At 71.7% G+C, this 12,968-nt stretch carries 13 protein-coding genes; 5 read left to right on the forward strand and 8 right to left on the reverse strand.

All coding sequences use genetic code 11. The annotated features are described in order from the left end of the window. Window positions 1-13: 13 nt before the first annotated feature. From ACLF5H_RS37055 to ACLF5H_RS37085, 7 genes are all read right to left on the reverse strand, one after another. Window positions 14-1,615, reverse strand: a complete 1,602-nt coding sequence (locus ACLF5H_RS37055; protein WP_421680382.1) for a dipeptide ABC transporter ATP-binding protein — start codon at window positions 1,613-1,615, stop codon at window positions 14-16. Next, complete coding sequence (locus ACLF5H_RS37060) at window positions 1,612-2,610, reverse strand: ABC transporter permease (protein WP_421680383.1); 999 nt, start codon at window positions 2,608-2,610, stop codon at window positions 1,612-1,614. The genes ACLF5H_RS37055 and ACLF5H_RS37060 overlap by 4 nt, the downstream gene beginning before the upstream one ends. After that, entirely contained in the window at window positions 2,607-3,665 is a 1,059-nt protein-coding gene (locus ACLF5H_RS37065; RefSeq protein ID WP_421680384.1) for an ABC transporter permease, read from the reverse strand. The genes ACLF5H_RS37060 and ACLF5H_RS37065 overlap by 4 nt, the downstream gene beginning before the upstream one ends. Window positions 3,666-3,669: 4 nt before the next feature. Next, window positions 3,670-5,388: an ABC transporter substrate-binding protein gene (locus tag ACLF5H_RS37070; RefSeq protein ID WP_421680385.1), complete on the reverse strand. Its 1,719-nt coding sequence runs from the start codon at window positions 5,386-5,388 to the stop codon at window positions 3,670-3,672. A 178-nt stretch (window positions 5,389-5,566) separates the two neighbouring features. Next, window positions 5,567-5,662: an Ms4533A family Cys-rich leader peptide gene (locus ACLF5H_RS37075; RefSeq protein WP_310738795.1), complete on the reverse strand. Its 96-nt coding sequence runs from the start codon at window positions 5,660-5,662 to the stop codon at window positions 5,567-5,569. Window positions 5,663-5,718: 56 nt separating this feature from the next. After that, window positions 5,719-7,173, reverse strand: a complete 1,455-nt coding sequence (locus ACLF5H_RS37080) for a DUF3152 domain-containing protein (RefSeq protein ID WP_421680386.1) — start codon at window positions 7,171-7,173, stop codon at window positions 5,719-5,721. Window positions 7,174-7,181: 8 nt separating this feature from the next. Further along, window positions 7,182-8,303, reverse strand: coding sequence for an alpha/beta fold hydrolase (locus ACLF5H_RS37085; RefSeq protein ID WP_421680387.1), 1,122 nt, complete (start codon window positions 8,301-8,303; stop codon window positions 7,182-7,184). Window positions 8,304-8,517: 214 nt separating this feature from the next. Between ACLF5H_RS37085 and ACLF5H_RS37090 the strand changes: the two genes are divergently transcribed. The 4 genes from ACLF5H_RS37090 (at window position 8,518) to ACLF5H_RS37105 (ending at window position 10,321) form a co-directional block, all read left to right on the forward strand. Next, a complete protein-coding gene (locus tag ACLF5H_RS37090; RefSeq protein WP_421680388.1) occupies window positions 8,518-8,742 on the forward strand; it encodes a hypothetical protein in 225 nt (74 codons plus the stop codon). Between the two features lie 132 nt (window positions 8,743-8,874). Beyond that, the gene (locus tag ACLF5H_RS37095; protein WP_046421389.1) at window positions 8,875-9,516 is read left to right on the forward strand and encodes a TetR/AcrR family transcriptional regulator; all 642 of its coding nucleotides are present in this window, start codon (window positions 8,875-8,877) and stop codon (window positions 9,514-9,516) included. A 142-nt stretch (window positions 9,517-9,658) separates the two neighbouring features. After that, the gene (locus tag ACLF5H_RS37100; RefSeq protein ID WP_085566426.1) at window positions 9,659-9,886 is read left to right on the forward strand and encodes a DUF3107 domain-containing protein; all 228 of its coding nucleotides are present in this window, start codon (window positions 9,659-9,661) and stop codon (window positions 9,884-9,886) included. A gap of 171 nt (window positions 9,887-10,057) precedes the next feature. Further along, window positions 10,058-10,321, forward strand: coding sequence for a hypothetical protein (locus ACLF5H_RS37105; RefSeq protein WP_421680389.1), 264 nt, complete (start codon window positions 10,058-10,060; stop codon window positions 10,319-10,321). 82 nt (window positions 10,322-10,403) lie between these two features. On the opposite strand, the gene ACLF5H_RS37110 is transcribed toward ACLF5H_RS37105, so the two are convergent. Beyond that, window positions 10,404-11,147 carry a ferritin-like fold-containing protein gene (locus tag ACLF5H_RS37110; protein WP_421680390.1) on the reverse strand — a complete coding sequence of 248 codons (744 nt, stop codon included), beginning with the start codon at window positions 11,145-11,147 and terminating at the stop codon, window positions 10,404-10,406. A 505-nt stretch (window positions 11,148-11,652) separates the two neighbouring features. Between ACLF5H_RS37110 and ACLF5H_RS37115 the strand changes: the two genes are divergently transcribed. Then, window positions 11,653-12,968: DEAD/DEAH box helicase (locus ACLF5H_RS37115; RefSeq protein WP_421680391.1), on the forward strand; the 1,316-nt coding region annotated here is incomplete at its 3' end.

Genomic DNA, 12,968 nt, shown 5'->3' on the forward strand with positions numbered 1-12,968 from the left:
GTCCGGCGCCCGGTCAGGCCGCCGCCGGTGCGCGGCGCGCGGCACGGCGCCGGGCCGCCAGCTCCGGGTCGAGGGCGGGTACGGCGGCCAGCAGCTGCCGGGTGTACTCCTCGCGCGGGCTGTCGTAGATCTCGTCGGCGGGGCCGTACTCGACCAGCCGGCCCCCGCGCATCACCGCGAGCCGGTCGCTGACCTGGCGGACGACGGCGAGGTCGTGCGCGACGAAGACCAGCGCGAGGCCGAGTTCCCGCTGCAACTCACCCAGCAGGGCGACCACCTGGGCCTGGGTGGTGACGTCGAGCGCGGAGACGGGTTCGTCGCAGACGATGACGCGCGGGTCGGCGGCCAGCGCGCGGGCGATGCCGATGCGCTGGCGCTGGCCCCCGCTGAACTCGTGCGGGTAGCGGTCGTAGTGCGCCCCTTCGAGTCCCACGCGCTCCAGCAGTTCCGTCACCCGTCCCCTGATCCGCTCCTCGGCCCCGGCGCCCCGCGCACCGCGGGCGCGCAGCGGATCGGCGATGGACTCGCCCACGCTGCGGCGGGGGTTGAGGGAGGAGACCGGGTCCTGGAAGACCATCTGGACGGCCGGGTTCACCCCGGTGTGCGGCGCGCCGTCGTAACGGATCCTGCCCGCAGTGGGGTCCAGGAGGCCGACCAGCATCCGGCCGAGGGTGGTCTTGCCGCTGCCGCTCTCGCCGACGACGCCGAGGGTCTCGCCCCTGCGCACGGTCAGCGAGACATCGTCCACGGCCGCGAACGCCCGCTTGCCGCGCCCGAATTCGCGCCGCAGTCCGGTGGCCTCCAGGACCACCTCGCCGGTGGCAGGGGAGCCGGTGCGGCGGGCGTCCACGCGCGGGACGGCGTCGAGGAGTGCGCGGGTGTACGGCTCCCGGGGCGCCGCGAGGACCGTCCCGGCCGGACCGTGCTCGACGGCCCGGCCGTGCCGCATGACCAGCACCTCGTCGACGCTCTCGGCGGCCACGCCCACGTCATGGGTGACCAGCAGCAGGCCCATGCCGGTCTCCGTGCGCAGGGCGTGCAGCAGGTCCAGGATCTGGGCCTGCACGGTGACGTCGAGCGCGGTGGTGGGCTCGTCAGCGATCAGCAGCTCGGGTTCGCAGGCCAGCGCCATGGCGATGAGCGCGCGCTGGCGCATGCCGCCGCTGAACTCGTGCGGGCGTGCGCGGGCGCGCCGGGCGGCGTCCGGGATGCCCACCCGGTCCAGGACCTCGACGGCCCGCGCGCGGGCGGCGCGGCGCGCGGCGCGGGTGTGCACCCGGTACACCTCGGCGATCTGGTCGCCGATGGCGTAGTAGGGGTCGAGCGAGGACAGCGGGTCCTGGAAGACCATGGCGGCCTTGGCGCCGCGCAGCCGCCGCAGCTCCTGCTCGCCGGCCGCCTGGACATCGGTGCCGGCGACGCGCACGGTGCCGCCGACCCGGGCGCCGGTGCCGCGGTGCAGGCCCAGCAGGGCGCCCGCGACCGTGGACTTGCCGGAGCCGGACTCGCCGACCAGGGCCAGCGCGCCGCCCTCGGCCAGGCTGAAGGAGAGCCGGTCGACGGCCCGCAGCGCGCCGAACTCGACGCTCAGGTCGGTTACTTCCACCAGGCTCATGCGAGCACCACCCGTCGGTCGGCCACCGCGTACAGCACGTCCGCGACGGCGTTGGCGAGCACCACGAAGAACGCGATGACGAGGACCATGCCGACGACCACCGGCAGGTCGACGACCTTCACCGCGTGCACCAGTTCCTGGCCGATGCCGGGCAGCCCGAACAGGGTCTCGGTGAGGACGGCGCCGCCGACGGCGGAGCCGACGTTGTTGGCGTTGAGCGCGATGACCGGGGCGAACGCGCCGCGCAGCGCGTGCCGTCCGACGATGGCCCGCTCGCCGACGCCGTACGCCCGGAAGGTCCGTACGTGGTCCTCGGCGAGGGTCTCCAGCATCGCGGCGCGGGTCAGCCGGGCGAAGGTCGCGGCCTCGATCAGGGCCAGCGACAGCCAGGGCAGCAGCAGGTTCCAGGCCCACTGCTCGGGGTCGTCGGTGAAGGCGACGTACTCCGGGAAGGGCAGCAGCTGGAGTTCGCCGCAGACGATGATCATCAGCACCAGGCCGATGACGAACACCGGTGTGGCGGTGCCCGCGAGGGTGATCGCGGTGAGCGCCCGCTCCGAGACGCGGCCGCGCCGCCAGGCGGAGAGGACGCCGGTGCCGACGCCGAGGGCGAGCCACAGCACCATGCCGCCGAGGACCAGCGAGAGGCTGACCGGCAGCTTGCCCAGGATGATGTCCAGGACCTGCTGTCCGGTCTGGTACGACTGCCCGAGGCAGGGCGCCGCGCAGTGCTCCACGGAGGTGCCGGTGGAGAAGTCCTGGCCGACGAAGAGGCCCTGGAGGAAGTGCCAGTAGCGCACGTAGAGGGGGTCGCCGAGGTGCAGCTGTTCGGCGACCTGGTGCACCTGGGCGGGCGAGCAGCGCGGGCCGCAGGTGATCTGGGCGACGTTGCCGGGGGTGACGTAGAAGACGACGTAGACGATGACCGAGACGGCGAGCAGGGTGATGACCGTGCCCACGGCCCGGCGCAGCAGGAATCCGCCGAAGCCGCTCATGCGGTCGCCTCCTTCTTGGTCGCGCCCTCGGCCGCGGCCTCAGCCTTGGCCTTGGCCTTGGCCTTGGCTCCGGCCTTGTCCTTGCGGCCGGTGCCGACCCGCAGCCGGGAGGCGGCGCGCGGGTCGAGGGCGGTGCGCACGCCGTCGCCGAACACGGTGAGGGCGAGGATGGTGACGAACAGGGCACCGGCCGGCAACAGCAGGTACTGCGGGGCGGCCTGGTACCAGACGTCGGCGGCGGTGAGCATCTGTCCCCAGGAGGGCGTGGGCGGCTTGACGCCGACGCCGAGGAAGGACAGGGCCGATTCCGCCGAGATGTTCGAGGGCACGAGGAGCGCCGCGTAGGTGATGATGGGCGCGGCGAGGCCGGGCAGCAGCTCTCGGTGGGCGATGCGCCAGGTCCGCCAGCCGCTGAGCCGGGCGGCGGAGACGTAGTCGAGGCCCTTCAGGGACAGGGCCTGCGCGCGCACGATCTTCGCGATGCCGCCCCAGCCGATCAGGCCGAGGACCAGGGTGACCAGGACGGGCCGCGGGAAGCTCGCCGGGACGACCGCCAGCAGCGCCAACGACATGATCATCAGCGGCATCGCGACGATGATGTCCGTGATCCGGCTCAACACTTGATCAACCCATTGATTGCCGAGCGCGGCCGCCACGCCGACGGCCACGCCGATGGCGAGCTGGATGACGGTGGCGGCCAGGGCCACGCCGAGCGAGACCCGGGCGCCGTAGACCAGGCGGGCGAACAGGTCGCGGCCGGTCTGGGGTTCGACCCCCAGCCAGTGCTCCGCGCCGATGCCGCCGAGGGAGCCGACCGGCACACCGCCGCGCGCGGAGTCGATCAGGGACGGGTGGTAGGTGAAGGGGTCCTGGCCCTCCAGGGCGGTGAGCAGCGGCGCGGCGAGCGCGACCAGGACGAGCAGCGCGACGACGACCGCGGCGACCAGGGCGGCGCGCTGCGCCCGCAGCCGCCGCCAGAACGGGCGGGCCCCCGAGGCCGCCGGGACGGGGGTGTCCGTCCCGGCGGCCGGGGTGACGAGGGGTGACTCGGTCACGGCGTCACTTCACCGCGACCTGGGAGATGTCCAGCACGCCGGTCCAGTCGCTGATGACGACATTGCGGATGTCCTTGCCGACCAGCCGCTTGTAGACGGGGTGGAACAGCGGCACCACGAGGGCCTTGCCGCCGATCTTCTGGTCCAGGGCGCCCCAGCGCTTGGCGGCCGCGTCGAGGTCGGTCAACTTATTGATCGCGTCAATCTCGTCATTGACCGACTTGTCGTTGAGCTGGCTCGCATTGAAGTTCGCGCCGTCCTTGACGATCTGCCGGCCGTCGAAGATCGGGGCGAGGAAGGGGCCGCCGGAGGGCCAGTCGGCGCCCCAGCCGGCGAGGAAGAAGCCGGGCTCGGTCTTCACGCCGTGGACGGTGTCCCGGTAGTCGTTGTCCTCCAGGCCCTGGAGCTTGACCGTGATGCCGGCCTTCTTGAGGGCGTCCTGGAGGGCGGTGGCGATCTCCGGGCTGGTCGCGAAGTCCTTGGCGTTGGAGTGCGTCAGGGTGACGGTGAGCCCGTTCTTGTAACCGGCCTGCGCCAGCAGCTCCTTGGCCTTCGCCGGGTTGCCGGACGCGCCCGCCGGGAAGGGGTCGTACGGCGTGTACCCGAAGGACTTCTGGTTCGGCAGGAAGGTCGTGGCGGGCTCGGCGAGCGCGCTGCCGCCGGCCGCGTTGACCACCGAGGAGCGGTCGACGGCGTAGGCGATGGCCTCGCGCACCTTGGGGTTGTCGAACGGCTTCACGGTCGGGTTGAACGCGATGTAGTTCGTGTAGCCGAAGTGCCCGGTGCCCACGCGCGCGGCCAGCTCCTTGTCGCCGGTCACCTTGGCGAGCTCGGCCGGGCCCAGGTTGGTGTCCGTGGTGACGGCGGCGGCGTCCGCGCCCTGGGAGGCGGACAGCCGCTGGTCGATCACCGAGGAGTCGAGGCCGGAGCGCACATCGATGGTGTCCGGGTACGCCTTGCGCTGGTCGTCGGTGGCCGCCGACCAGTTCGGGTTGCGCTTGAGCAGCACGTGCTCGCCGTCGTTCTCGTTCTTCACGACCTCGTAGGGGCCGGACGAGACCGGGTGCTCCTCGTACTTGGTGCCGGTGTCCTTGGCCTTGGGCACCGGCGCGAACTGCGTCTGGGTGGCCAGGAACGGGAACTCGCCCTCGGGCTTGTTCAGATGGAAGACGATGGTCCGCTCGTCCGGCGTCTCGATCGCCGACAGGCCCTTCTTGTCCTTGTACGGCCCCTGGTAGTCCGCCGCGCCGGCCAACCAGTCGCGCAGGTAGGGGGCGCCGCCGGAGAGCTCGGGGGCGAAGGAGCGCTCGATGCCGTACTTGATGTCGGCCGAGGTGATCGGGGTGCCGTCCGCGTACTTCAGGCCCTTCTTCAGGGTGTACGTCCACACGGTCGCGTCCTTGTTGGGACGCCCGGTGTCGGTGGCGAGGTCCGGCACCACCTTGGCGCCGGCCGCGCCGTTCGCCCGGTTGCGCGTGGTCAGGGTGCGGAAGACCAGCGAGGGGACGTTTCCGCCGCCGGAGGTGTACAGCCGCGCGGGGTCGAAATCGGTCTGCGGCTCGGAGTTCAGGACCGTGAGCGTGCCGCCCTTGTGGGGCGTCGAGTCGCCACCGGAGCCCTTCGCACCGCTGTCCTTCGGACCGCAGGCGGCGGCGCCCGCGGCCACGACCAGGCTGACGGATGCCGCTGCCACGCGGCGCGCTATGACGGACGGTTGACGCATCGGAATGACGACCTCTCGGGGGTGATTCGAGGTTTTCTCGAAGGGTGAGACAAAGAGACGAGGAATGAGACGTCTCTGGACAGACGTCGGCCCCGGCGTCGGGTCGTCGAAAAATCCGTGACCGGGGCCACGGAGGGGAGAAACAGAAAGGTCGCGACGCGAACGCCAGGGGGCGGCGTCAGCGACAGTGAATGTCGGCCACGCAGAGCGCGGTCACGCCGATCAGCGCCAGCTCGATGGCGGCGCTGAAGGAGACGGCATGACTAGACCACATGCGCAGAAATATGAACGAACTCGCGGCTCATGTCAATGTGACATAAGCGCAGGTCGTCAACTCCTGGGATAGGGCCAGGCGTTGGGCAGACAGTGGATCCCGTCATGGTCGAGGAACTTGGTCTGCTGCTGCATGACCGGCGCCAGTTCGCCGCTCTTCTCGCAGGTGACGTGGTTGTGGCCGAGCCGATGCCCGACTTCATGGTTGATCAACATTTGCCGGTACATATGGATTTTGTCGCCATATGTCTTGCTTCCTTGAGCCCACCGGTACGCATTGATCATCACGCGCTGGGTGGCGGCCGAGTCGCAGGAGACGTTGTCCTCGGTGGTGTCCAGGCCGGATTTCGCGCACCAGGTGGCGGTGGTGCCGGGACTGGCCAGGGTGATCACGAAGTCGGGTTTGCCGGAGGAGACCCGCTCGAAGGTACGGGTGCCGCCGTGTCCCCAACTCCGGTCGTCGTTCAGCGTCTTCTGCACCGCCTCGGCGAACAGCGCGCCGTCCAGGCCGAGCCCCTGCTCGATGTCGACCCGATAGCGGTACTTCTGACCCGTGCCGGGCGCCTTCTCGAAGCCGGGGACGGTGTCGAACTTCCCGGACGCCTTGAGAGTGGCGCCCAGCGGATACGTGCGGTCCATCTTCTGCTCGTACGTCAACGGCGCCGCACTCGGCTTCGCGGAGGCCCCGGGGCGCGCGTCGGCGCCCTGGTCCGCTGCGGAGTGCCCCGTCTTCGCGCCGTCGTCGCGGCTCTCGGTCACCTGCCCGGCGACGACCACCGCGAGCACGGTGGTGACGGCGGCCGCGGCGATGCCGGTGAAGGCCCGCCCCTTGGTGTTCCCGCGCTGCGCGGGCAGGTCCGCCGTGTCCGCACCGCCGAGGGGCGTCTCGGCCGTCGTCTCCGGCTGCGGCTTCGGCTTCGGCTTCGGCCCTGGTTCCTCGGCCGGCTGCTCAGCCGTACGGACACCTCCGCCCTTCCCGCCGCCGCCGTCGAAAGCATCCAGATAATCCTGCCGGGGCCCACGCCCGGCAGGCCCGGCGGAACCACCCGGTCCACCGGCTCCACCCGGCCCACCGGGCCCTGCGGGTCCCGCCTGCCGCTGCCGGGGCAGCACGACCCCGTGCACACCCGTACCGGACCCGGTCCGCGCCGGGAACTCCCCCCAGCCGCCCCCGGGTTCCCGCTGCTCGGGATGCCCGCCCCGGGCGGCACCCGCGCCGGGCCCACGCGGCACACCGCGCGCGGGCGTGCCGTCGGAGACCCTCGGAACACCACCGGCGGGCGTGCCGTCGGACACGCGCGGGACACCACGCGCCGGTGCCCCCTCGGGCCCGCGCGCGGCGCCACGCCCCGCCGCTCCCTCCGGGGGTCTGGGCACACCGTGGTCCGGCGTCCCGTCCGGCAGTCCCGGTGCCCCGCGGCCCGGCGCCGCCCGCTCACTCCTCGCCGCTATCTCCGGACCCTCGTCCTGCGCGGCCGGCTTGGCCGGTCCTCGGCGGCTGTGGCGTCCCACGGTGTCCTTCAGCTCCCCGCTTCCGTACCGTCGGCGGCTCCCCGGCCGCCCGTCTCCGTGCTGTCGTCGTCTCTGTTGCCGTCGTCTTTGTTGCCGTCGTCTCTGCTGGCGTCGTCTCTACTGGCGTCGTCTTTATCGCTCGCGTCCGCTCCACCGCCCGCGTCCGCGCCGCCGTCGCCCCCGGCCTGTGCCATCAGTTCCCGGAAGGCCCGCGCCACCACGCCCGGATACTCCATCATCGCCACGTGCCCGGCGTCCGGCAGGGACAGCAGCCGGGAGTCGCGGAAGGAGCGAGCGGCCTTGCGGGCCATCCGGTAGCCGACGAGCTGGTCCCGGCCGCCGTAGACGAGCAGGGTCGGCGCGAGCACCCGCTCGGCCTGCCGCCACAGCCCGTGCTGCCCGCCGAGCGTGTACGCGTTGACGATGCCACGCGCGGAGCGGGCCATCGCGTCCCAGAAGTACGGCAGCTGCAACCGCCGCTCCAGCTCCTCCACGGCCTGCCCGAACGCCTCCGGCGTCACCCGGCCCGGGTCGCCGTAACAGAGCCCCATGACCCCGCGCACCCGCTGCTCGGCCGTCCACTCCTTGCTCATCCGGGTGAACAGGGCCGCGACACCGGGCACGCCGAGCAGTCCGGTCGGCACCGCGGTGCGCTGGATCCGCAGCTCCGGCAGCGCGGGCGAGATCAGCGTGAGGGTGCGCACCAGATCGGGGCGTACGGCGGCCACCCGCGTGGTGACCGCGCCGCCGAGCGAGTTGCCGAAGAGGTGGACGGGACCGTGCCCGGAGGCGTCCAGGTAGCGGATGACGGCCCGCGCGTGCCCGGTGACGGAGTAGTCGCCGTCGTCCGGGGGCGGGGAGTCGCCGAAGCCCGGCAGGTCGACCGCCTCGCCGGCCACGACGTCGTCCAGCTCGGCCATCAGGTCCGACCAGTTCTGCGAGGAGCCGCCGAGCCCGTGCACGTACAGGGCGCGCGGCAGGTCCTCACGCGCGGGCGGCCGGTGGCGCACCGACAGGGTGACCCCCGGCAGGCCCACCGTCCGCAGCCGCTCCCCGTCGCCGACCCGGACGGGCGCCACCCGGGGGAGGACACTGGCGGCCGGCGCGGAGGGCGACTCGGTGGAAGACATGCGGGCAATGTTACGAGGTGATCACACCGGGGTTCGTGTGTTCGCCGTCACAGAATGAGCCGTTCCGCGCATGAGCCGTGCCGCGGCGGAGAACCGGTGCGCGGACGGGCGCGCACGGCATGGCGCCCGGATCGGCCGTCTCCTAGGCTCGTACAGAGGGCACCCGCGTGTGGCCCCTGCCGTGCCCAGGGACGTCGTAGGAAGGGAGCCCATCATGGCCCAGGATCCGACCGAGCCCGACACCATCGAGGAACTGGACGACGAGACGGGCCCCGAGCTGGGCGTCGAGGACCCGGAAGTGGACGCCGTCGAGCAGCAGGCCGATGTCCGGCCCGAGCGCGACGACACGTTGACGGCGGAGAAGAAGGACCGGGCGAACGAGGCCGATCTGCTCGAACAGACGCGCGTGGTCTCGCTCGACGAGGACGACTACCGCTGATCGACCGCGTGACTCGGCTTTCGCCGTCGTCCGGTACATGAAATTCTGCGCTCGCACCGCGCACACCACGGTTACCGAAAAGTACGATGGCCGCGCGGTCGACACCGCATGTGGACGACATTGGGAGGCGGCGTGACAGCCATCGAGCAAACAGAGGCAGCACGCCCGCGCGGCACCCGGCTGCCGCGCCGAGCCCGACGGAACCAGTTGCTGGGCGCGGCCCAGGAGGTCTTCGTCGCTCAGGGCTACCACGCCGCGGCGATGGACGACATCGCCGAGCGGGCCGGCGTCAGCAAGCCGGTGCTCTACCAGCACTTCCCGGGCAAGCTCGACCTCTATCTCGCGCTGCTGGACCAGCACTGCGAGGCGCTGATCCAGTCGGTGCGCGGCGCGCTGGCGTCGACGACCGACAACAAGCAGCGCGTGCGGGCGACCATGGACGCCTACTTCGCCTATGTGGAGGACGACGGCGGCGCCTTCCGGCTGGTCTTCGAGTCGGACCTGACGAACGAGCCCGCCGTGCGCGAGCGCGTCGACAAGGTGACCACCGAGTGCGCCGAGGCGATCTGCGAGGTGATCGCGGAGGACACCGGCCTCTCGCGCGCGGAGTCCATGCTGCTCGCCTCCGGTCTCGGCGGGCTCGCCCAGGTGGTGGCCCGCTCCTGGCTGCACAGCGACCGCAGTGTGCCGCGCGACAACGCGGTGCAGTTGCTCGCCTCGCTCGCCTGGCGCGGCATCGCGGGCTTCCCGCTGCACGGCAACGAGCACCACTGAGCCGCGTCACGGTGTTCATTCCCGGACGGTGTTCGCTGTTGGCGTTCCCGGCCGGCCGCGTGCACGTCCCCTCACCGGGCTAATGTGTGCTGGTACGGCGCGGAAGATCGCGCACATAACTGACCGTCGGAGGGACAAAGCCGTGGAGGTCAAGATCGGCGTGCAGCACGCGCCCCGCGAGATCGTTCTGGAGAGCGGTCAGAGCGTCGAGGAGGTCGAGCGCCTCGTGTCCGACGCGCTCGCCGGGAAGACGCAGCTGCTGACCCTTGAGGACGAGAAGGGCCGCAAGGTCATGGTGCCGACGGACAAGTTGGCGTACGTGGAGCTCGGCGCGCCGACCGTGCGCAAGGTGGGCTTCGGCGCGCTGTAGTCAAGACCATGGCGAGGGCCCGGCGGCATCGGCCGCCGGGCCTTTGTGCTGAGCGGATTCGCACACAGAGACGACACAACTCCTCCATAGCGGAGGATTGCAGTCCGCAGGTCACGGGTAAGACGGGCTACGACCGTTCAAGACAGACCGGCCGTGGGAGGGACCCCCGTCATGATCCTGGAAGCACTCGGCGCCGCCGTGCTCGGGCTCCTGCTCGCCTGGGCGGCGACCGTCCGCCTCGCCCACCGCCTCCCGAACCGCCCCCTGGTCTACTCGACCGGCACTGCGGGCGCCCTCCTGGGCGACTTCGTCACCCACAGCGCCGTGGGCTCGGGCTCCCTCGTGGTGTCCGTCCTGGGCGCGGCGATCATCTCGGCGGCTTCCCTGTCCCTGCTCCTGCGCCCGTCCAGGTCCCGCCGCTCCCTGACGGCATAACGGGCGCCCCCTTCAAGGGGCCGGGGCCCGACGCCCCAGAAGGGGCGCGGGAAGCTCACCGCGAGCACCCCCGACGAGGGCGCTACGCCGCCAGGCCCAGCGCGGCCATCCGCTTGGTGTGCGCCTCCGTGATCCGCGTGAACATCCGCCCGACCTCGGCCAGATCGAACCCGTCGGCCACCCCGCCCACGAGCATCGTGGACAGCGCGTCCCGGTCCGCCACCACCCGCTGCGACTGCGACAGCGCCTCACCCATCAGCCGCCGCGCCCACAGCGCGAGCCGCCCGCCGACCCGGGGATCGGCGTCGATCGCGGCACGCACCTTCTCCACCGCGAACTCCGCGTGCCCGGTGTCGTCGAGCACCGCGAGCACCAGCTCCCGGGTGTCGATGTCGAGCCGCGCCGCCACCTCCCGGTAGAAGTCGCTCGCGATCGAGTCGCCGACGTACGCCTTGACCAGGCCCTCCAGCCAGTCCGAGGGCGCCGTCTGCCGGTGGAAGCCGTCCAGCGCGGCGACGAACGGGTCCATCGCCCCCGTCGGGTCCTCGCCGATCTCCGTCAGCCGGTCCCGCAGCCGCTCGAAGTGGTGGAACTCGGCCGACGCCATCTTCGCCAGCTCGGCCTTGTCCCCGAGGGTCGGCGCCAGCTTCGCGTCCTCCGCGAGCCGCTCGAAGGCCGCGAGCTCGCCATAGGCGAGCGCCCCGAGCAGATCCACGACGGCGGCGCGGTAGTGCGGCTCGACGGCGGCCTGTGCCCAGTCCTGCGCGGCGACACCGGTCGGCACGGGGGCGGCGGACGCGTTCTCAGGCTTGTCAGCACTAGTCATGAGGCGCACAATAGCCCGCTTGGCGCCCCCCTCAAGCCCCCGGTCGATCACTGTGACCACGACTACGTGACCAATTCGGCCATCGCATGTGCGTGGATCCGGGGTATGGTGGTATTGCGCCTGGGAGTGCGTCGACGATGTTCGACATGCTTCGACAGGGCGCACGCATGAGGATGCCCGGTCGGTGGCCCGATCGGCTCCGACCCGACAGACCTCCGTGGCCGTACGGCTCAAGTACGTACGACGACCGGAGGGACACCCTCAGCGGTACGAGCGCTAGAGCGTCGGCCGAGGTCCCCTGTCTACGGCTTGCCTTGACAGGTACGCCTGTACGGCAGCCGACGTCCCCGGCACGGTCAGTCATGACCCCCCGCGCTCGCCTCGCACCGCGCCACACAGAAGAGGCAGCACCCTGACTACGACGTTTCGAGACCTTGGGATCCTCCCCGAGACCGCCGAGGCCCTGGAGGCCGTCGGCATCGTCAATCCCTTCCCCATCCAGGAGATGACGCTTCCCGTCGCCCTTTCCGGCACGGACGTCATCGGCCAGGCCAAGACCGGCACCGGCAAGACGCTGGGCTTCGGCCTCCCCCTCCTGGAGCGCGTGACCGTCCCCGCCGATGTCGAGGCCGGACGCGCCACCCCCGACGCCCTCACGGACGCCCCGCAGGCGCTGGTCGTCGTCCCCACCCGCGAGCTGTGCACGCAGGTCACCAACGACCTCCAGACGGCCGGCAAGGTCCGTAACGTACGCGTGCTGGCCATCTACGGCGGCCGGGCCTACGAGCCCCAGGTCGAGGCCCTGAAGAAGGGCGTCGACGTCGTCGTCGGCACCCCGGGCCGGCTGCTCGACCTCGCGGGCCAGAAGAAGCTCGACCTGAAGCACATCAAGTCCCTGGTCCTCGACGAGGCCGACGAGATGCTCGACCTGGGCTTCCTGCCCGACGTCGAGAAGATCATCGACATGCTTCCGGCCAGGCGCCAGACCATGCTGTTCTCGGCGACCATGCCGGGCGCGGTCATCGGCCTCGCCCGCCGCTACATGTCCCGGCCCACGCACATCCGCGCCACCGCGCCGGACGACGAGGGCGCGACGGTCGCGAACATCAAGCAGTTCGTCTACCGCGGCCACTCCATGGACAAGCCGGAGATGATCGCGCGCATCCTGCAGGCCGACGGCCGCGGGCTCGCGATGATCTTCTGCCGCACCAAGCGCACGGCCGCCGACATCGCCGAGCAGCTCCAGCGCCGCGGTTTCGCCTCCGGCGCGGTCCACGGCGACCTCGGCCAGGGCGCCCGCGAGCAGGCGCTGCGCGCGTTCCGCAACGGCAAGGTCGACGTCCTGGTCTGCACCGATGTCGCCGCGCGCGGTATCGACGTCGAGGGCGTCACGCACGTCATCAACTACCAGTCCCCCGAGGACGAGAAGACGTACCTGCACCGCGTCGGCCGCACCGGCCGCGCGGGCGCCAAGGGTACGGCGATCACGTTCGTGGACTGGGACGACATCCCGCGCTGGCAGCTGATCAACAAGGCGCTGGAGCTGGACTTCAACGACCCGGTGGAGACGTACTCCACCTCCCCGCACCTGTTCTCCGACCTCGGCATCCCCGCGGGCACCAAGGGCATCCTGCCCCGCTCGGAGCGGACCCGTGCCGGTCTGGACGCGGAGGTGCTGGAGGACCTGGGCGAGACCGGCGGGCGCGGCTCGCGTGGCCGCGACCGTGACCGGGACCGTGGCCGCGGTGGTCGCGGCGACCGCCAGGACCGTGCCGAGTCCCCCGCCGCCGAGCAGGAGCGCCCGGCGCGCACCCCGCGCCG

The sequence above is a fragment of the Streptomyces sp. LaBMicrA B280 genome (genome assembly GCF_049222185.1).
Taxonomy (GTDB): Bacteria; Actinomycetota; Actinomycetes; order Streptomycetales; family Streptomycetaceae; genus Streptomyces; species Streptomyces murinus.

Bases quoted from the DNA above. Each gene is read 5' to 3' on its own strand.
- ACLF5H_RS37055 (WP_421680382.1), bottom strand. From the start codon at position 1,615: ATGAGCCTGGTGGAAGTAACCGACCTGAGCGTCGAGTTCGGCGCGCTG.
- ACLF5H_RS37060 (WP_421680383.1), bottom strand. From the start codon at position 2,610: ATGAGCGGCTTCGGCGGATTCCTGCTGCGCCGGGCCGTGGGCACGGTC.
- ACLF5H_RS37070 (WP_421680385.1), bottom strand. From the start codon at position 5,388: ATGCGTCAACCGTCCGTCATAGCGCGCCGCGTGGCAGCGGCATCCGTC.
- ACLF5H_RS37075 (WP_310738795.1), bottom strand. From the start codon at position 5,662: ATGTGGTCTAGTCATGCCGTCTCCTTCAGCGCCGCCATCGAGCTGGCG.
- ACLF5H_RS37085 (WP_421680387.1), bottom strand. From the start codon at position 8,303: ATGTCTTCCACCGAGTCGCCCTCCGCGCCGGCCGCCAGTGTCCTCCCC.
- ACLF5H_RS37090 (WP_421680388.1), top strand. From the start codon at position 8,518: ATGGCCCAGGATCCGACCGAGCCCGACACCATCGAGGAACTGGACGAC.
- ACLF5H_RS37105 (WP_421680389.1), top strand. From the start codon at position 10,058: ATGATCCTGGAAGCACTCGGCGCCGCCGTGCTCGGGCTCCTGCTCGCC.
- ACLF5H_RS37110 (WP_421680390.1), bottom strand. From the start codon at position 11,147: ATGACTAGTGCTGACAAGCCTGAGAACGCGTCCGCCGCCCCCGTGCCG.